Genomic DNA, 19,212 nt, shown 5'->3' on the forward strand with positions numbered 1-19,212 from the left:
TTTCCCTTTCCGGCGGTTCCGACTCTATCAGATCCTTTCGGGCCTGACTCCCAGTCAGCGGGAGGTGTCTTCCCGGCTGTTGGGCCGTTCCGACGTCCCAAACTCTAGCGGGTTTTCCCGGCAACTCATAATCGAGCCTTGGAATTGAATTCGGGCACGCCGAATTGCATCCGTTGGGAGGTCGTGCTGAGTTTGGTTTGCCGCTCGATCAGCGGCGGGATGTGCTGTCGCAGAACCGTTACGGCTCCGTGGCAACCCGAAGAACTTTACGGATCCAGCAGGTGACTGTCAACCCCACCCTGTGCCCCGCCGGAGGGCGGTTCAGTCCAGGTCGGTGAGGCGTCCGCCGGCGTCCGGCTGGGCGTGCTCCACGCGACGTAGAAGACGGGTGAGCACCTCGCCCAGCGCGCCGCGCTCGTCCTGGGACAGGTCCTGGAGGAGGTCCTCCTCGAAGACCGTGGCCAGGCGCATCGCCTCCAGCCACTTCTCGCGGCCCTCCGCGGTCAGCTCGACGATGACGCGGACCCGGTTGGTCTCGTCGCGGTCCCGGGTGACCAGGCCCTCCGCCACCATGCGGTCGATCCGGTGGGTCATGGCCGCGGGGGTGAGGCCGAGTCGCTTGGCCAGCTCGCCCGGACCCATTTGGTACGGAGCCCCGGAGAGGACGAGGGCCTTGAGGACCTCCCACTCGGCGTTGCTGATCCCGAGGGTCGCCGTCTGGCGGCCGTAGGCCACGTTCATCCGGCGGTTCAGGCGGCCGAGGGCCGAGACGATCTGCTCGACCTGGGGGTCGAGGTCCTGGAACTCGCGCTGATACGCGGCGATCTGCTCTTCAAGTGTCGGCTCAGTCGGGCCGGGGGTGTCACCCATGGGCCGAGTATGGCACGGCGTCGGTTGGCGTTGAAGTCCTTCGGTGTGTACAGTTTAGTATCGAACTTTAGCTTCGAAGTCTTCACTTCTAACGACTCACTCAAGGCAGGTGAAAGTGACCAGGGCGATGGGCGCAGCGATGCGTCGTATCCAGGCAGGCAGCGCGCTGAGCGCGTTCGGCATCGGTTTCACGGTCCCGTTCCTCTACGTCTATGTGGCGCAGGTGCGGGATCTGGGATCCAGTGCGGCGGGCATCGTGCTCGCCGCCTTCGCCATGGCCGCGCTGATCGTCCTGCCCATCACCGGCCGCGTCATCGACCGTCGCGGCCCCCTCCCCGTCCTCGTGGGCGCGGCGGTCGTCGCCTCCGTGGGCGCGGTCGCGCTCGGCGTCGCGGACAGCGAGACGACGGCGATCCTCTCCGCGGCCCTGCTCGGCGCGGGTACGGCCGTGATGCAGCCCGCGCTGGCGACGATGATCGTGTGGTCCTCGACGCCGGCCACCCGTACGCGGTCCTTCGCGATGCAGTTCTTCCTGCAGAACCTGGGCCTCGGCATCGGTGGTCTCATCGGCGGCCAGATCGTCGACGAGGACCGGCCGAGCAGCTTCACGCTGCTGTTCTCCATCGAGTCCGTGATGTTCCTGGTGCTCGCGGCCATCGCGCTGACCGTGCGGCTGCCGCACGCGCCGTCCATCCAGGACGCGATGCCCAAGGACGCGTCGGCCCCGCGGGGCGGCATGCGCGCGCTCCTGAAGCACAAGGCGATGGTGCAGCTGTGCGTGCTCGGCTTCGTGATCTTCTTCGCCTGCTACGGGCAGTTCGAGTCGGGGCTCTCCGCGTACGGCGTGGAGGCGGCGGGGATCTCGCCGTCGACGCTCGGCATCGCGCTGGCCGCCAACACGGCGATGATCGTGCTCGCGCAGTTCGCCGTCCTGAAGTTCGTCGAGCGGCGCAAGCGGTCACGGGTGATCGCGGCCGTCGGTCTGATCTGGGCCTTCGCGTGGCTCCTCGCCGGGTACGCCGGGCTCGGGCACGGCAGCCAGGCGATGGCGACCGCCGCGTTCGTGTCGACGTACGCCCTCTTCGGGCTCGGTGAGGCGATGCTGTCGCCGACCGTCGCGCCGCTGGTCGCGGATCTCGCGCCGGGCGGCATGGTCGGTCAGTACAACTCGGCGTTCGCCCTGGTGAAGCAGCTCGCTCTCGCGGTCGGTCCGGCCGTGGGCGGGCCGATGGGTGCCGCGCTGCACGTCCCGTACATCGTGACGTTCGTGCTGTTCTCGCTGGGCATCACGGTGCTCGCGGTGCGTCTCGGGCGTGGGCTCACCCCCGTGCAGAACCAGCCTTCGCTGGCGAAGAGCCCGGTGGTGGCGCAGGGCGGCCCTACTACGGCGGCGCCCGCCACGGCCGACGCGTAACGCGCGCTACTTGGGGAGTGCGAACTCGCACCAGACGGCCTTGCCGCCGCCCGGTGTGCGGCGTGAGCCCCAGTTCGACGCGATCGTGGCGACGATGGCGATGCCGCGTCCCGCCTCGTCGGCAGGCTCGGCGCGGCGGCGGCGCGGCAGGTGGTCGTCGCCGTCGGTGACCTCGATGATCAGCCGGCGGTCGGTGCGGCGCAGGCGAAGCCGCATCGGTGGGGTGCCGTGCTGGAGGGAGTTCGCGACCAGTTCGCTGGCGGCGAGGACGCCCAGGTCGTGCAGTTCCGGGGAGAAGCGCCAGCTGGCGAGGACCCCGGTGGCGAAGGCACGCGCGCGTGGAGCCGCTTCCACGCCGCCGAGGAGCTCCAGGGCGGCGTTCCTGAAGAGCTCGGCGTCGGAGCCGGCGCGGGCGGGGTGCTGGAGGACCAGGACGGCGACGTCGTCGTCGTGGTCGGCGGTGACTCCCAGGGCGCGGATCAGGCGGTCGCAGACCACTTGGGGCGTGCCGGTGGCGCCGGCCAGGGCGCGCTCCAGGGAGGCCACGCCTTCGTCGATGTCCTCGCTGCGGCGCTCGACCAGGCCGTCCGTGTAGAGGACGGCGGTCGAGCCGGGGCCGAGCGGCACGGATCCCGAGGTGTGCAGCCAGCCGCCGGTGCCGAGCGGGGGTCCTGTGGGCTCCTCCGCGCGGTGGATGGTGCCGTTCTCGTCGCGGACGAGGATGGGGAGGTGGCCCGCGGATGCGTAGACGAGGCTTCCTTCGTTCGGGTCGTGCACTGCGTAGACACACGTCGCGATCTGGCTGGCGTCGATCTCGGCGGCGAGGCCGTCGAGGAGCTGCAGGACCTCGTGCGGGGGCAGGTCCAGGCGGGCGTACGCGCGGACGGCGGTGCGGAGCTGGCCCATGACGGCCGCCGCGCGGACGCCGCGGCCCATCACGTCGCCGATGACGAGGGCGGTGCGGCCGCCGCCGAGGGTGATCACGTCGTACCAGTCGCCGCCGACGGCGGCCTCGGTGCCGCCCGGTTGGTACGTGGCGGCGATGCGGAGGTCGTCGGGCTGCTCCAGCTCCTGGGGCAGGAGGGACTTCTGGAGGGTGACGGCCGTCTCGCGCTGGGCCCGCTCGCTGGTGCGCAGCCGCTCGGCCGCCTCGGCGTGGTCGGTGACGTCGGCGGCGAACACGAGGACGCCGCCGCCCTCTTCGGGGCCCGCGGCGGAGCCGCCGAGCGGCAGCGTCACGGGGGTGCACGTGAAGGTGTACGAACGGCCGGATGAGGCCTTGCGGGACTTGACGGTGCGCGGCTTCGAGCTGCGCAGGACCTGGTCCAGGAGGGGCAGCAGCCCCAGCTCCTCCAGCTCGGGCAGTGCCACGCGCGCGGTCTCGCCGACGGGGCGGGGGCCGAAGGCGGCCACGTACGCGTCGTTGACGTACGCGATGCGGTGGTCGGTGCCGTGCACCAGGGCGACGAGGGCGGGGATGCGGTCGAGCACCTCGCGGATCGGCAGCTCGTCGATGCCGTCGGGTCCCGGGCCTGCCGCGGTGCCGTCCGGGGGCGGCGGCTCCGCTCCGTCGGTGGGCCGCTCGGCGCGGGCCGCGGGGACGGAGCCGTCCCCGCGCGGTGCCGGGGCGATCGCTTGTTCGGTCCGCGCTGCTGCGCGGCGCTGCGTTCCGGGGAGCCGGGCGCTCCAGCGCGTGAAGTTCACTGCGGTAGGCCTCGTGGTGTCGCTTCTGGATCGGGAACACAGCATGTCGCGATCGGACGTCCCTGGTGTCGGCCTGACGGCCTGCCCATGGTCACACGGACAGTCTGACCGAACGGACTGACAACCGTCAGACGCCGGTCCCGTGCGGGGAGTTCCTGACTCCGGTCAGGAGGACTCCTTCGGGCGTTCGCCACCGGCTGCGAGTTCGAACTCCGCACGGGGGTGTTCGAGCGACCCCAGGGAGACGATCTCGCGTTTGAACAGGCCGGACAGGGTCCATTCGGCGAGCACTCGGGACTTGCGGTTGATGGTCGGCACTCTGCTCAGGTGGTAGACGCGGTGCATGAACCAGGCAGGGTAGCCCTTCAGCTTGCGTCCGTAGACGTGCGCGACACCTTTGTGCAGTCCCAGGGAGGCGACGGAGCCCACGTATTTGTGCGTGTACTCCTGGAGGGGGCGGTCGCGCAGGGACGCGATGATGTTGTCGCCGAGGACCTTGGCCTGGCGCACGGCGTGCTGGGCGTTGGGCGCGCACTCCGTGCCGGGCTTGTCCGCCGTGACGTCGGGGACCGCGGCGGCGTCTCCCGCGCCCCACGCGTGCGTGGTGCCTTCGACCGTCAGCTGTGGGGTGCAGGTGAGGCGGCCGCGTTCGTTCAGCGGCAGGTCCGACGCGGCGAGTACGGGGTGGGGTTTGACGCCCGCGGTCCAGACGACGGTGCGGGTGGGGTGGCGGGCGCCGTCGCTGAGGACGGCCACGCGGTCCTCGCAGGAGTCAAGACGCGTGTCGAGGCGTACGTCGATATTGCGCCTTCGCAGTTCGCGCACCGTGTACTTGCCCATTTCCTCGCCGACTTCGGGCAGGATGCGGCCCGTCGCCTCGACGAGGATCCACTTCATGTCCTCGGGCTTGATGTTGTGGTAGTACCGCGAGGCGTAGCGCGCCATGTCCTCCAGTTCGCCGAGCGCCTCGACGCCCGCGTAGCCGCCGCCCACGAAGACGAAGGTCAGGGCGGCGTCGCGGATCGCGGGGTCGCGGGTGGAGGAGGCGATGTCCATCTGCTCGATGACGTGGTTGCGCAGGCCGATGGCCTCTTCGACGGTCTTGAAACCGATGGCGTACTCGGCGAGGCCGGGCACGGGCAGCGTGCGCGCGATGGAGCCGGGGGCCATGACCAGGTGGTCGTACGCGATCTGGACGGGCCCGGCGCCCTCCTCCTCGGTGGCGAGGGTGGTGAACGTCGCGGTGCGCTTGGCGTGGTCGACGGTCTCGACCTCGCCGATGACGATGCGGCACTTGTCGAGGACGCGGCGGAGCGGCACGACGACGTGGCGCGGCGAGATGGAGCCGGCCGCCGCCTCGGGCAGGAACGGCTGGTACGTCATGTACGGGTCGGGCGTGATCACGACGATCTCGACTTCGTCCCGCTTGAGCTCCCGTTTCAGCTTTCGTTGGAGTCTCAGTGCGGTGTACATGCCGACGTAGCCGCCGCCGACGACGAGAATGCGCACACAGTCCGGAGGTACGGGGGTCATCCCCCGGGAGATCGCAGCCTTCACCATCCCATGACGCACCCGGCTCCGGAGTTTGTCCACAGGCCCGGCAATTTGTGTGACCGGGCGGGGTGTGCGGGAAAGGCCCGGCGGCGTGCCGCGGGGCGGCGGAGGTGCCCAGGTCAGCATGGGCGAGGAGGGGGTTGGACTGGGGTGCGATAAGGCCTGAAAGGGCGCGTACTCCGATCGGGGGGCGCGCTGTGCGGAACCCGCCTCTTCTGAATTGACTCCCGCTCAACTATGTTCGTGGGACGTCGGGGTGTCGGGGGATGCGCTCGTCGGGCCGGATGCACGGCTCGCCGGAAGGGCTCGCTCCTCACACGTCGGTAGTCAATGGCGGGGAGTGTCTCCGGGGGGAGACGTCATTACCGGGGGAACGTGTATGCACATTCAGGAGACTCACTGGACTTCCGCCGCCGTGCCGGCATCAGCCGTCGGCCCGAGCGGGAACGGACGTGACATGGGGGAAGGAGCGCGCACGACACCGCTGCGTGTCGACGCACAGCGCAATCTCGAACATGTGCTCAGGGCGGCACGCGAAGTCTTCGGCGAGCTGGGGTACGGCGCGCCGATGGAGGACGTGGCGCGCCGCGCGCGGGTCGGTGTCGGCACTGTCTACCGACGCTTCCCGAGCAAGGACGTGCTGGTCAGGCGGATAGCCGAGGAGGAGACCTCTCGGCTGACGGACCAGGCGCGTGCGGCGCTCGGGCAGGAGGACGAGCCGTGGTCGGCGCTCTCGCGCTTCCTGCGGACGTCCGTGGCGTCGGGTGCGGGGCGGCTGCTGCCGCCGCAGGTGCTGCGGGTGAGCGTCGAGGACGGCGCCGCCAAGGAGGACGAGGCGCGCGTGCCGCAGCAGCGGCAGCCGGCCCCGGACTCGCCCGACCTGCGTCTGATCGAACAGCGCCAGGCGCCCGTGGAGGAGACGGCCTCCCTGGGCGACGACGCGGGGGCGGCGACTCTGCTCGACGTCGTCGGCCGCCTCGTGGACCGGGCCCGTGCCGCGGGTGAGCTGCGTCCGGACGTGACGGTGTCCGACGTCCTGCTGGTGATAGCGACGGCGGCGCCCTCGCTGCCCGACGCGGCACAGCAGGCGGCGGCCTCTTCGCGGCTCCTCGACATCCTGCTCGAAGGGCTGCGGTCCCGGCCCGCGTAACCGGCCGGATCATCCGGCGGAAGGCTCAACAGCGCGTCAGGCAGCGATCGTTGAGCCTTCCCCGAATGAGTGAAAGTTAGTGCTCCATTGCGGTAAATCGCCCCGGACGGGTGGTTGAACGTCCGTACCGTCGGCCTCGGCACGCCCGTGTGTCACTCTTTCCCGGTGGTCGGGTCTGAGTGTGCAACCGGGGGCGTTCCGCGATGAGTGTTGACGGTCCGGACGAGTCGTCCGCCGGGTCGGGCACCGGTCCGGCAGGTCCGGCCGATGTGGTCGGAGAGGCCGGTCCCAGTGTGCCCCCGCAGCGCGAGGGCGGCACGGGTGCCTCGCTGCCCGGCGACGGTGACGGCGACGCCCCGCTGTCCGACGCCGACCTGATCGCCCGGATGCGCTCCGGCGACGACTCCGCGTACGAGGAGCTGTACCGCCGCCACGCCGAAGCCGTGCGCCGCTATGCGCGCACCTGCTGCCGGGACGCCCACACCGCCGACGACCTCACCGCCGAGGTGTTCGCCCGCATGCTGCAGGCGGTGCGCGGCGGCAGCGGGCCCGAGCACGCCGTGCGCGCCTATCTGCTCACCACCGTGCGGCGGGTCGCCGCCGGGTGGACGAAGTCGGCGAAGCGGGAGCAGCTGGTCGACGACTTCGCGGTGTTCGCCGCGCAGGCGGCGCGCGGCGCCGAGGTCTCCGACGACGACACTCTGGATCTGGGCGCCGACGTCCGCGCGATGCACGAGGCCGAGCAGTCGATGGCCATGCAGGCCTTCCGGAGCCTGCCGGAGCGCTGGCAGGCCGTCCTGTGGCACACGGAGGTCGAGGAGGAGTCCCCGAGCGAGGTCGCCACCCTCTTCGGCCTCGACGCGAACGGCACGCGCGTGCTCGCGAGCCGCGCCCGCGAGGGCCTGAAGCAGGCCTATCTGCAGGCGCACGTCAGCGCCACGCTGACCGAGAGCGAGGAGTGCGCGCGCTACGCCGACCGGCTCGGTGCCTACGCCCGCGGCGGCCTGCGCACCCGCGCCGAGCGAGGGCTGCGCAAGCATCTCGAGGAGTGCGCCAAGTGCCGGCTCGCCGCGGGCCAGATCAAGGACGTCGCCAGCGGCATCCCGGCGGTCGTGCCCATCGCCGTCATCGGCTGGTTCGGCGCCGCCGGGTACGCGAAGGTGGCGGCGCTCGTCGGCGGCGGCACCGCGGGAGCGGGTGCCGCGGGGGCCGCCGGTGCGGCCGCGGCGAGCGGATCGGCCGGTGGTTCGGCCGCGGGCGGAGCCGCCGCGTCCGAAGGCCTCGGCGCCCCGGCGAAGGCGGGTATCGCGGCGAGCGTCGTCGTGGCGGCCGGTGTCGCGGCGGCGATCGCGCTCACCGGAGGCAGCGGCAAGCCCAAGGAGGACCCGCCGCCGAAGGCCAAGGAACCCGCGGTGTCCGAGTCGATCGTGCCGCAGAAGCCGCCGTCGCCGGAGCCGAAGCCCAAGCCGCCCCCGCCGCCCGTGCCGGCGGCGAAACCCAGCCCCGCGCCCACCCCGACCCCCACGCCCACACCGAAGCCTCCCGAGAAGGAGAAGCCCAAGCCGAAGCCGCCCCCGCCGGCCCCGGAGCCCACGCCCACCCCCACCCCGCCGAAGCCGACCCCGAAGCCGCCTCCGCCGCCGCCACCGGCCCCGAAGGTCTACCAGTGGAACGAGCTGGAGTACGGCCTCACCGGCGACGGCACCAAGCCCGAGATGCGGCTCGCCGAGAGCAGCTGGGTGTGGCAGCGCTGGGGTCTCTCGATCGGCAACAAGCGGTACTCCCACGGTGTGACCGTGCACGGCAGGTCCTCCGTCACCATCGACCTGAACCGCAGCTGTTCGACGTACGACGCGGTCGTCGGGGTCGACGACATGACGATGGGGCTCGGCAAGGTGCGCTTCTCCGTGTACGGGGACGGGGCGCGGTTGTGGCAGTCCCCGCTGGTCAGGGGCGGCGACCCGGCAGTGCCCGTGCACGTGAATCTGACGGGCCGCAAGACGGTCCGGCTCGTCGTCGAACCGCACACGCCGTTCGACACGACGGCCCTCGCGGACTGGGCGCAGTCGCGGATGTTCTGCTCGTAGGAATCCAGGACCGTTCGGCCGCGGGCCCTAGGGCCCGTCATGCGGGAGGCAGCGCCTCGGCCGCCTCGGTGATCGCCCCGTCGACCGTCAGCGCGCTGCCCGCGGCGCGCTCCCGCTCGTACCCGTCCGGGCCGAGCGCGGCCAGCGCCTCGCGCTCCACGCGGTCGGCCTCCATGGCTTCCGGCATGGGGCGCGGGTTGCCGTTGCGCAGGGATGTGGCGACGGCGAGCAGCCGGGCCGCGCGCGGATGGTCGCCGAGGTCGCACAGGAGCACGGCGGTGCTGTCCACCAGGGACGCCACGATCACTTCGGAGCACCGGGCCGTCCACGCCGTACGCACCGCTTCGACGGCGAGCGGCAGGCCCGCGGCCGGCCCCGACTCGGCCGCGACGATGCGGGCCTCCACTCCGTCGAGGCCCGCCTCGAACTGCGGGGGCGGCGAGTTGCCGTACGAGGATTCGGCGCGGGCCTCCTGGAACAGCCTGCGGGCCCCGACGACGTCCCCGTCCTCCAGGACCATGACCGAGCGCAGCAGTCGTACGAAGGCGCGGGAGTCCGTCACTCCGTACCGGTCGGCTTCGCGGCTCGCCTCGTCGAGCACCTTCAACGCGACGTTCCGGTCGCCCTCGCGGTAGGAGATCTCGGCGAGCCGGGCGAGCAGGAACGGCGCCTCGGCATAGGCACCCACCTCGTAGGCGAGGCGCAGCGCTTCCTCGTACTCCCCGCGGGCCTCCTCGTGGTGGCTGCGGGCCATGGCGGCCTCGCCCGCGGCGCCGCACACCTGGGCCCGCATCCAGCGGTCGCCCACGCGGCGGCTCAGCTCCCGCAGCTCCGCCAGGTCCTCGTCGACGCCCGAGAGGTTGCCCGGCATGTCGACGGCCATGTGGGTGCGGAACATGAGGATGACGCCGAGGTCCCAGTCCCCACCGTACCTGCGGCAGTTCTCGATCGTCCGGTTCAGCGGGACGAGCGCGTCCTCATGGGTGCCGCCGGTGAAGAAGACGGTGAACGGCCAGAGCAGTCCGGGGAAGCGGGCGGCCTCCGGCACCGGCCTCTCGAAGGCGGCACGCAGCGCGGCGACGCGCTCCGGGTCGGTCCGCTCGTCCTGGTGGGACAGGGAGTCCACGGGGCTGGACTCCGCGATCAGGCACAGGTGCAGCAGGTGGAGGTTCATCCACGGCCAGTAGAGCGGATCGTCCTCCGCCGGGAGGCCGGGCGGAGCGAGTTCCACGACGCGGGCCATCCAGTCGGCGCCCTCCCTGCGGTAGTTCCGCAGCCACCAGAACCAGCCCGTGTGCAGCACCATCGCGATCGCCGACGCCACGTCACCGGACTCGACGGTGCGCTGGAGGGCCGCCCGGATGTTGTCCAGCTCGGTCTCCATGCGGGTGATCCACGGCAGCTGCTCCGCGGAGCGGAGCAGGGGCTCGGCGCGGGCGACCAGTTCCGCGAAGTACGCCGAGTGGCGGGCCTCGGCCGCGGCGAGGAGCTCGGGGGTCTCGGCGGCGCGCTCCGTCGCGTACTCGTGGATGGTCTCCAGGAGGCGGTAGCGCATGCCGCCGTCCGCGGAGCCGGCGTCCGGGACGGCCACGATCAGGGACTTGTCGACCAGGGCGCCGATCAGGTCGGTGGCGGGCGCCGTGCACACGGCCTCCGCCGCGGGCAGGTCCCAGCTGCCCGCGAAGACGGACGCCTCGCGCAGCACGGTCCGCTCGGCGTCGTCGAGGAGGTCCCAGGACCAGTCGACGACGGCCCGCAGCGTCTGCTGGCGGGGCAGGACCGTGCGGGCGCCGCTGGTGAGCAGGCGGAAGCGGTCGTCGAGACGGTCGGCGATCTGGCGCGGGGTGAGCAGCCGCAGGCGGGCGGCGGCCAGCTCGATGGCGAGCGGCAGACCGTCGAGCCTGCGGCAGATCTCGGCGACGGCCGCCGCGTCCTCCTCGGGGTCGAAGCCCGGCCGCACCGCCATGGCCCGCTCGGTGAAGAGCCGGTGGGCCGGGTCGGGCGGGAGCGGCTCCACGGGGCGCACCGACTCGCCCGGCACGCCGAGGGGTTCGCGGCTGGTGGCGAGGATGGTGAGGCCGGGGCAGTGGGTGAGGAGGGCCTCGGCGAGCTCGGCGGCGGTACCGATGACGTGTTCGCAGTTGTCAAGGAGCAGGAGCAGGCTGCGCGGCGCGCAGTACTCGACGAGCAGGGCGATCGGGTCGTCCTGCGGGGCGGACAGCTCGCTGGTCATGAGCACGGTCTCGCGCAGACCGAGCGCGCTGACGACAGCGCCGGGCACCGCCTCCGGGTGGTCGAGCGGGGCGAGCTCGGCCAGCCATGCCTGCGGATGCCCGGCGGCGGCTTCCTCGGCAAGGCGGGTCTTGCCGGAGCCGCCCGGTCCGGTGAGGGTGACGAGGCGGGCCTTGTGCAAGTCCGAACGGATGGCGGCGAGTTCGGGTTCCCGGCCGACGAAAGACGTCAAGCGGGTGCGGATGTTCCCGTTCTGCTCGGTCCTGCCCGGGCGCCGGTGTGCCTGCGACGGCTCGGGGTCCGCCGGTTTCTGCCCCTCCGGCGTGGGGCCCTCCGGCGCGGGGCCCTCCGGCGCTGGTCCGTCCTGCGCTGTTCGCTCCGGCTGCTGCGGCTGCTGCGGCTGCTGCGGTTGGTGATGCTGGTGCGGCTGGCGCGGCCGCCCCACCGGGCGCTCCTGCCCCTGTGGCCCCGACAGCAATTCCGCGTGCAGCGCCCGCAGTTCCGGGCCCGGGTCGGTGCCGAGGCCGTCGGCGAGGGACCGGCGCGCGTCCTCGTAGGCGGCGAGCGCGTCCGCCCCGCGTCCGGCGTCGCGCAGGGCGCGGATCAGCAGGGCGCGCAGTGTCTCGTCGTACGGCTGGGCGGTGGTCAGTTCCCGCAGCTCCGGTACGACGTCGGGGGCGCGGCCGAGGAGCAGGTCCGCCTCGATCCGCGCGCGGACGGCCTCGGCGCGCAGGGCCTCGGGGCGGGCCGCGGCGGTGCGGTCGGGCAGGTCGGCGAGGGCGGGGCCGCGCCACAGGGCGAGGGCGTCGCGCAGGGTGCGGGCGGCGAGGGCCGGGTCGCCGCGGTCCAGGGCCGCCCTGCCCTCGTGCGTGAGCTCCTCGAAGCGGTGCAGGTCGACGTCGGTGGGGGCGGCGGCGAGGCGGTAGCCGCCGGGGGCCGATGCGACGGCGTCCTTGCCGAGTGCGCGGCGCAGGCGGCCGACGAGGGCCTGGAGGGCGGCGGGGGCGTCGGCCGGCGGGTCGTCGGCCCAGACCTCGTCGATGAGGGTGCCGACGGTGGCCGTGCGGTTCGCGTGGAGCGCGAGGACGGCGAGGAGGGCGCGCAGCCGCTGGCCCCCCACGGGCAGGGGGGCGCCTTGGTCGTCGTACGCCTCGGTGGCGCCCAGGATTCGGTACCGCACCACGTCATTCTCCCCGTACGGGTGCTCGGGGGCGCGTGCTTTCTTTTCCGGCGTATGTCGCCGGCGCGCCGGACCAGGGGCGAGTGCCCCCGGCGTACCGCTCTACCGACCCGCTCCTAGTGCGCCCCTCTCCGGAACCACACTCCCCGTAGGAACCGCTCGTTGCCGTGCTGGAGTCCCCGTCCAGCACGTTCCTCTTCGCGACAGCAGTCGGCGCAGCCACAGCTCGGTGGAGACCAGGTCGGCCAGGCCGTCCAGCGGGAGCGGCTCTCCTTCGGCGGCCGCGCGCAGGGCCTTGCGGACCACGCGGGCCTCGACCAGGCCCGCCTGGGCGAGGAGCGGCGTGTCGAAGAGGGCGACGAGGTCGTCCACCGCCACGCGGAGTCCGGTGCGGGCGGCGACCGCGTTCGAGGTGTGGGAGGGGGCGCCCCAGCCGGCCGGCAGGTCCGCGACCCCGGCGCCTTCGAGGACGGTGCGCAGGATGGCCGCCCGCGCGCCGGGCTGGACGCGGAGGGCCTCGGGGAGCGCGCGGCAGGCGCGGACGACCTGGTTGTCGAGGAAGGGCGCGTGCAGGCGCTGGAAGCGCACCTCGGCCGCCTGTTCGAGGACGCGCAGGTCCGCGGCGTGCCGGGCGAGTGCCGCCCGCGCGCGGAACTCGCCGGGGCGTTGGCCCGGGCCGCCGGGACGCATCGTGGTGTCCTGCAGACGAACCGATACTTCAGCGAGGGCCTCTCCGGTGAGCCAGCGTGCGGCGGGGCCCGGCCTGGCCCACGCGAGGGCGGCGAGCGACGCTCCCACCGCTCCGCCCGGCTCGTCGAAGCGGCGGTGCAGCAGCCGGTCGGCGAGGGATTCGACGCCCGCCCGGTGCGGCATGCGGGCGAGCTTGCGGGCGGCGCCGTACACGCGCGCGGGGACGAGCACCGAGCCGTCGGCCTTCGCCAGCGCCGCGACGGGACGCACCATGTGGCGCCGTCTGCGGTCCATGAGGAGGTCGGCGAGGCGGGCGGGGTGGGCGTCGAGGACCTGCCGGGCGCCGTGGCCCGTGAAGTGGTCGGCGCTGCCCGATGAGAGCCGCGCGCGGTGGCGCTGGGCGGTCACCAGGGTGGAGCTCGGCTCGTCCGTCAGCGGTCCGTCGAGGTCGGCGTAGGGCAGGGCTTCCTCGCCCGCGGCGACGACCACGTGGTGCAGGCGGGGGTTGGCGGCGATGGCGCCGGCCCGCTCCAGTTCGGCCTCGCGGCCGTCGACGGCCAGGTCGTTGAAGGTGACGGCGAGGAGGCGCTCGCCCGCGCCCGTGCCGTGCCCGAGGACCGTGCCGGGCATCCCGGGCAGACCGGCCGCAAGGAGAGCGAGGGTTCCCGAAGCGGGCCCTCCGGAGAGGTCGGCTCCGATGCCGGGCACCGGCATGCCCCGCGCCGCGCGGCGTTCCGCGGGCCCCATGCCGGGCACCGGTCCCGGGTCGACGTCCATGCCCGGCACGTGGCGGGGTGCGGTGAGGCGGGCGCGTACCGCCTCGATGAGGGCGTCGCGGACGCCGTCCACGGCGCTGTCGGCGTCGGCCGTGGGTGCCGCGACGGCCAGCGAGGCCACCGGTTCGTACCCGGCGATCTCCCGTGCGCCCGCGCGCAGGATGAGGGCGTGCCCCGGTGGTACGCGCCGCACGCCCTGGTACGGGGTGGAGTCGTGCAGCGCTTCGGGGACGTCGGGGGCGGCCAGCAGCGCCGCGAGGTGGCCGATGTCCAGGTGGGCCTCGATGAGGTCGGCCAGCGGCAGCGCGGCCGTGGCGTAGGCCGTGCCGCCCGCCCAGGCCGTGAAGAAGACGGGCCGGGCGCCCGCGAGGTCGCCGGCGATCATGACGCGGCGGCCGACCTGGACGACCGTCGTGTAACTGCCGGACCAGGCGGTCAGATGGCGCAGGGCGCCGCCGCGGGCGGCGAGGAGGCCGACCCGCAGCTCTTCGTCGGAGGCGCCGCAGACGCCGAGGACCGCGATGCGGGTCTGCTCGTCGGCCGTCACTGTCCGTACTTCGTCGGCCCGCCAGTCGCCGACCGCCCAGAGCGGATCCGGGTCGCCCCACAGGAGTTGGGAGCCGACGGGGTGCACGGTCTCGCCGTCGTCACCGGTGGCTCCGGCCGAGCCCACCACCGAGGGTCTCGCGGTGGTACTGCTCCACCCCACCAACCACCGCATCGCTGCCTCCACAGGCTGTGGACAGATCTGGGGGTCCCATGCTGCCACGAAGGAGGCGTGCGGGAAGGGCTGCGGGGCCGCTCGAGCGGCGGTGAATGCGCCCTTGGGGGGCGGTAGTTGAAGCGTAGAACGAAGGTGCTCTCCTTAGGGATGCGCCGGAGATGCCTTGGAGTTGCCTTCGAAATACCTTGGGCGCGCCGTGGGGATACCTTGCGAGCGACCAGTGCGCAGGGCGTACGCGGTCCTCACGAGTGTGGGCGCACTCCACACTCGTGGGCGAAATGCCCGTTCCTGTACAGGGACGCTTTTCGGCCAAATCGGCCTGTGATGGGCCCACGGCGGAACCGTTCGAAGGCAGCACACAGCCCGGGAGGCGGTGCTCGCCTCCCGGACCGATCCGCCGCCCGCGGGGATGGAGGCGGCGGTGTCCCCCAGCCCACTGACTCCAGCGCAGCGGGCCGACCCACGCATCGCCAATGGAAGCGCTCCCCCCATGGCCGGAGAAGAGCGCACACACGGGCGCACGGCCACACGGCGGGAGCACGCGTCACCGTCGGCGCACTTCCGCACGGACAACAATCTCGCCATCCGGAACTGCGCCTCTTAACGCTTGGGATGCGGCGAACTACGCTGTGTGTGCTGATGTTTTCGCGGGGGCATATACCTGGAGGATCGGCCAAACGCTCTTGCGGCCGCCATTCCGGCCACCGCGCGCGGAGCCCGGGGCGGGACGCCCGGAATCGCGGCGCGTGACGGCTCGGGCAGGGCTGCCCCCGGGGGAACGCAGCACGAATGCCGAGCGGTCCAGCACCGCCCGGCAGCCGTCTGTGTCCGAGGGGTGGCGCATGTCCAGGGAGCAACGCGGGCCGAACGAAAAGCTCGGCACCGTTCTCGCCCTCGCGGGAATCAGCAATGCGGGACTCGCCCGCCGGGTCAACGACCTCGGCGCACAACGCGGGTTGACGCTCCGTTACGACAAGACATCGGTGGCCCGCTGGGTGTCCAAGGGCATGGTGCCGCAAGGCGCCGCCCCGCACCTGATCGCGGCGGCCATCGGACAGAAGCTCGGCCGCCCGGTGCCGCTGCACGAGATCGGCCTGGCGGACGCCGACCCCGCGCCGGAGGTGGGCCTCGCCTTCCCCCGTGACGTGGGCGCGGCGGTGAAGTCCGCGACCGAGCTGTACCGCCTCGATCTGGCGGGCCGGCGCGCGGGCGGCGGGATCTGGCAGTCCCTGGCCGGCTCCTTCGCCGTCAGCGCGTACGCGACGCCCGCGTCGCGCTGGCTCATAACCCCGGCCGACAGCTCCGTCGCACGCGACGTCTCGAGCGAGACGCCCCGCGACGCCGTGCACGCCGACGACAGCGGCGCGCCGATGAAGGTCGGCCACAGCGACGTACTGAAACTGCGGGAGGCCGCCGAGGACGCCCGCCGCTGGGACTCCAAGTACGGGGGCGGCGACTGGCGTTCCTCGATGGTCCCGGAGTGCCTGCGCGTCGAGGCGGCGCCCCTGCTGCTCGGCTCGTACTCCGACGAGGTCGGACGTGCCCTCTTCGGAGCGTCGGCCGAGCTGACCCGCCTCGCCGGGTGGATGGCCTTCGACACCGGCCAGCAGGAAGCCGCCCAGCGCTACTACATCCAGGCGCTGCGGCTCGCGCGCGCGGCGGCCGACGTCCCCCTCGGGGGGTACGTCCTCGCGTCCATGTCCCTCCAGGCGACGTACCGCGGCTTCGGGGACGAGGGGGTCGACCTCGCGCAGGCCGCCCTGGAGCGGAACAGGGGCCTGGCCACCGCCCGCACCATGAGCTTCTTCCGCCTCGTCGAGGCGCGGGCACACGCGCGTGCCAACGACGCGCAGGCCGCGGGGGCGGCGCTGCGGGCCGCCGAGGGGTGGCTGGAGCGGGCCAGGGACGGCGACCACGACCCCACCTGGCTCGGCTTCTACGGATACGACCGCTTCGCCGCCGACGCCGCCGAGTGCTACCGCGACCTGAAGGCGCCGCGCCAGGTGCGGCGCTTCACGGAACAGGCGCTGTCCCGCCCCACGGAGGAATTCGTCCGGTCGCACGGCTTACGCCTCGTGGTGTCGGCGGTCGCCGAGCTGGAGTCCGGGAACCTCGACGCGGCGTGCGAGCAGGGGACGCGGGCGCTGGAGGTCGCCGGACGGATCTCGTCCGCGAGGACCACGGAGTACGTGAAGGACCTGCTGCACCGCCTGGAGCCGTACGGGGACGAGCCGCGGGTGGTCGAGCTCCGCGAGCGGGCCAGGCCCCTGCTGGTGGCCCCGGCGTAGGCCCCGTCCTGCCTCACTCCCCGGTGAACCACCGGCTGAGGCCGGGTTAACCGGCGCGGAGCGGTCGGGGAGGATCCGGCGGCCGAGGTTTGGCGGCGTTGTCAGTGGCGCAGGGCAGTATCTGTGGTGGGAGGTGAGGCGCGGTGAAGAAGGTCGCGTACGACTGCGACGTGCTGGTGATCGGCGGCGGCATCGTCGGGCTCGCGACGGCGTATGCGCTCACGCGCGGCGCTCCCGGCACCACGGTCACGGTCCTCGAGAAGGAGCCGGGCCCCGCCCGCCACCAGACGGGCCGCAACAGCGGAGTGATCCACAGCGGGATCTACTACCGCCCGGGCTCCCTCAAGGCGAGGTACGCGGTCCGAGGCGCCGCCGAGATGGTCAAGTTCTGCGCGGAGTACGGCATCGCGCACGAGGTCACCGGCAAGCTGATCGTCGCCACGGAGCGCGCGGAGCTGCCCCGCCTGCACGCCCTGGTCCAGCGCGGCAGGGAGAACGGCATACCGGTGCGCGAGCTGGGCCCCGCCCAGATAGTCGAGTACGAGCCGGAGGTCCGCGGCCTGGCCGCCATCCACGTCGGCACCACGGGGATCTGTGACTACAGCGCCGTGGCGCGGCACCTGGCCGACGCCTCCGGTGCCGAGATCAGGTACGGCGCGGCCGGTGAGGCCGTCCACATCGACCGCCGCCCCGACCGCGGCGTCGCGGTCCGCACCGCCGACGGCTCCGTCGTCCGCGGCAAGGTCCTGGTCAACTGTGGAGGGCTGCACTGCGACGAGATCGCGCGGCTCACCGGCGACGACCCGGCCATGCGGATTGTTCCGTTCCGCGGGGAGTACTTCGAGCTGGCCCGGCCCGAGCTGGTGCGCGGCCTCGTCTATCCCGTGCCCGACCCGGCCTTCCCCTTCCTCGGCGTCCACCTCACCCGGGGTATCGACGGCGGCGTCCACGTGGGGCCGAACGCGGTCCCCGCGCTCGCCCGCGAGGGGTACGACTGGTCGGTCGTCCGCCCCCGCGAGCTCGCCGGGACCCTCGGCTGGCCCGGCTCCTGGCACCTCGCCCGCCGCCACTGGCGGTACGGCGCGGGTGAGCTGCGCCGCTCCGCCTCCAAGTCAGCCTTCACCGACGCGGTGCGCAGGCTGCTCCCCGCGGTCCGCCCCGCCGACCTGGTACCGGCCCCCGCGGGCGTCCGCGCCCAGGCCGTCCTGCGGGACGGCACACTGGTCGACGACTTCCTGATCCGCGAGGGCCCCCGCACGGTCCACGTCCTGAACGCCCCCTCACCGGCCGCGACGGCATCCCTCCCGGTAGGCAGAGAGGTCGCCCGCCGGGCACTGGGGGTGCTGAGGGGCGAGTGAGGCCCGGCGGGGCTGGGGGCGGGGCTCGCGGCGCGACTGGGGCACGCGGCTCGCGGCGCGGTCAAGAACGGAGCGCTGTGCAGCCGAGCACGGAACTCGCCGCGCGACCGAGCACACGGCCCACGGCGCGCTCAGGCACGGGCTCGCGGCGCGACTGGGGCACGCGGCTCGCGGCGTGGCTAAGCACGGAGCGCTGTGCGGCCGAGCACGCAGCTCGCAGCGCAGTCGAGCCCATAGATCGCCGCGCGCGGCTAAGCGCGCCGCCCCCGGGCCCCTCCCCGGGCGCGAACCCCCACCCCCGCCCGCCCCGTAAAATTGCCGCACTGTGTCTGACTCTTCCCGTATCCCTGATGCCTCCGGCGGTCCCGGCAGCTCCGATGTTTCCCGGGCCGGTGGCCGGGCGCAGGCCGCGCCGCGGTTTCCCGGCGGGCCCTCGCCCGATCCCGCGGGCTCGCACCACGAGCGGCGGATCCGCAGCTTCCAGCCCCGCCGCAGCCGGGTGACCACCAGCCAGGAGGACGCGCTGCGCCGGCTCTGGCCCAAGTGGGGCCTGGACATCGACGGGCTGCGCACGCTGGACCTCGCCGAGCTCTTCGGGGACGGCGGGACACCGTCCGACAAGCCCGTCGTCCTGGAGATCGGCTTCGGCATGGGCGAGGCCACCGCCCAGATGGCCGCCGCCGACCCGGACACCGGCATCCTCGCCGTCGACGTGCACACGCCAGGACAGGGCAACCTCCTCGCCCTCGCCGAGCGCAACGGCCTGACCAACGTCCGCGTGGCCAACGGCGACGCGATCATCCTGCTCCGCGAGATGCTGGCGCCCGCCTCGCTCGACGGCCTCCGCGTCTACTTCCCGGACCCCTGGCCCAAGGCCCGCCACCACAAGCGCCGCCTGATCCAGCCGGAGTTCCTGACGCTGGCCGCGCCTTCCCTCAAGCCCGGCGCGCTGCTGCACTGCGCGACGGACTGGGAGCCGTACGCCGAGCAGATGCTGGAGGTGCTCACCGCGCACCCCGACTTCGAGAACACCCAGCCCGACGGCGGCTACGCGCCACGCCCCGACTTCCGCCCCCGCACCCGCTTCGAGGGCCAGGGCCTGGACAAGGGGCACGTCGTCCACGACCTGCTCTTCCGCCGAGTCGCCCCGCCGCAGAGCCAAGTCGCCCCGCCCCAGGACTGAGA

General features: G+C 73.1%; 11 protein-coding genes. 6 read left to right on the forward strand and 5 right to left on the reverse strand.

Going from position 1 to position 19,212, the window contains the following annotated elements:
* Nucleotides 1-321: 321 nt before the first annotated feature.
* Entirely contained in the window at nt 322-870 is a 549-nt protein-coding gene (locus ACZ7LU_RS22325; protein ID WP_471217806.1) for a MarR family winged helix-turn-helix transcriptional regulator, read from the reverse strand.
* 127 nt (nt 871-997) lie between these two features.
* On the opposite strand from ACZ7LU_RS22325, the gene ACZ7LU_RS22330 reads away from it, so the two are divergent.
* On the forward strand, nt 998-2,284 hold the full coding sequence (locus ACZ7LU_RS22330; protein ID WP_471917800.1) for an MFS transporter: 1,287 nt from the start codon (nt 998-1,000) through the stop codon (nt 2,282-2,284).
* A gap of 6 nt (nt 2,285-2,290) precedes the next feature.
* Here ACZ7LU_RS22330 and ACZ7LU_RS22335 read toward each other — a convergent pair whose 3' ends face one another.
* Nucleotides 2,291-3,988 carry an ATP-binding SpoIIE family protein phosphatase gene (locus tag ACZ7LU_RS22335; RefSeq protein ID WP_471917801.1) on the reverse strand — a complete coding sequence of 566 codons (1,698 nt, stop codon included), beginning with the start codon at nt 3,986-3,988 and terminating at the stop codon, nt 2,291-2,293.
* Between the two features lie 165 nt (nt 3,989-4,153).
* Nucleotides 4,154-5,521, reverse strand: coding sequence for an NAD(P)/FAD-dependent oxidoreductase (locus tag ACZ7LU_RS22340; protein ID WP_398301482.1), 1,368 nt, complete (start codon nt 5,519-5,521; stop codon nt 4,154-4,156).
* A 400-nt stretch (nt 5,522-5,921) separates the two neighbouring features.
* Here ACZ7LU_RS22340 and ACZ7LU_RS22345 point away from each other — a divergent pair, with 400 nt between their 5' ends.
* Complete coding sequence (locus tag ACZ7LU_RS22345; protein ID WP_398301484.1) at nt 5,922-6,692, forward strand: TetR/AcrR family transcriptional regulator; 771 nt, start codon at nt 5,922-5,924, stop codon at nt 6,690-6,692.
* Between the two features lie 203 nt (nt 6,693-6,895).
* Nucleotides 6,896-8,779 carry a sigma-70 family RNA polymerase sigma factor gene (locus ACZ7LU_RS22350; protein ID WP_471917802.1) on the forward strand — a complete coding sequence of 628 codons (1,884 nt, stop codon included), beginning with the start codon at nt 6,896-6,898 and terminating at the stop codon, nt 8,777-8,779.
* Nucleotides 8,780-8,816: 37 nt separating this feature from the next.
* Here the strand turns inward: ACZ7LU_RS22350 and ACZ7LU_RS22355 are convergent, their stop codons facing one another.
* Together ACZ7LU_RS22355 and ACZ7LU_RS22360 are read right to left on the reverse strand one after the other, a co-directional pair.
* Entirely contained in the window at nt 8,817-12,191 is a 3,375-nt protein-coding gene (locus ACZ7LU_RS22355; RefSeq protein WP_471917803.1) for an AfsR/SARP family transcriptional regulator, read from the reverse strand.
* A 102-nt stretch (nt 12,192-12,293) separates the two neighbouring features.
* The gene (locus ACZ7LU_RS22360) at nt 12,294-14,378 is read right to left on the reverse strand and encodes an asparagine synthase-related protein (RefSeq protein ID WP_471917804.1); all 2,085 of its coding nucleotides are present in this window, start codon (nt 14,376-14,378) and stop codon (nt 12,294-12,296) included.
* Between the two features lie 845 nt (nt 14,379-15,223).
* On the opposite strand from ACZ7LU_RS22360, the gene ACZ7LU_RS22365 reads away from it, so the two are divergent.
* The 3 genes from ACZ7LU_RS22365 to trmB all read left to right on the forward strand — a co-directional run bounded on the left by ACZ7LU_RS22365 (nt 15,224) and on the right by trmB (nt 19,210).
* Entirely contained in the window at nt 15,224-16,669 is a 1,446-nt protein-coding gene (locus ACZ7LU_RS22365) for an MFS transporter (protein ID WP_398301491.1), read from the forward strand.
* A gap of 143 nt (nt 16,670-16,812) precedes the next feature.
* Nucleotides 16,813-18,027, forward strand: coding sequence for an L-2-hydroxyglutarate oxidase (gene lhgO, locus ACZ7LU_RS22370; RefSeq protein ID WP_398301493.1), 1,215 nt, complete (start codon nt 16,813-16,815; stop codon nt 18,025-18,027).
* A gap of 325 nt (nt 18,028-18,352) precedes the next feature.
* The gene (gene trmB, locus ACZ7LU_RS22375; RefSeq protein ID WP_468091429.1) at nt 18,353-19,210 is read left to right on the forward strand and encodes a tRNA (guanosine(46)-N7)-methyltransferase TrmB; all 858 of its coding nucleotides are present in this window, start codon (nt 18,353-18,355) and stop codon (nt 19,208-19,210) included.
* The last annotated feature ends 2 nt before the right edge of the window (nt 19,211-19,212 follow it).

This window comes from Streptomyces sp. NPDC039462 (genome assembly GCF_055639375.1).

Bases quoted from the DNA above. Each gene is read 5' to 3' on its own strand.
- ACZ7LU_RS22325 (WP_471217806.1), bottom strand. From the start codon at position 870: ATGGGTGACACCCCCGGCCCGACTGAGCCGACACTTGAAGAGCAGATC.
- ACZ7LU_RS22330 (WP_471917800.1), top strand. From the start codon at position 998: ATGGGCGCAGCGATGCGTCGTATCCAGGCAGGCAGCGCGCTGAGCGCG.
- ACZ7LU_RS22340 (WP_398301482.1), bottom strand. From the start codon at position 5,521: ATGACCCCCGTACCTCCGGACTGTGTGCGCATTCTCGTCGTCGGCGGC.
- ACZ7LU_RS22345 (WP_398301484.1), top strand. From the start codon at position 5,922: ATGCACATTCAGGAGACTCACTGGACTTCCGCCGCCGTGCCGGCATCA.
- ACZ7LU_RS22350 (WP_471917802.1), top strand. From the start codon at position 6,896: ATGAGTGTTGACGGTCCGGACGAGTCGTCCGCCGGGTCGGGCACCGGT.
- ACZ7LU_RS22360 (WP_471917804.1), bottom strand. From the start codon at position 14,378: ATGCGGTGGTTGGTGGGGTGGAGCAGTACCACCGCGAGACCCTCGGTG.
- ACZ7LU_RS22365 (WP_398301491.1), top strand. From the start codon at position 15,224: ATGTCCAGGGAGCAACGCGGGCCGAACGAAAAGCTCGGCACCGTTCTC.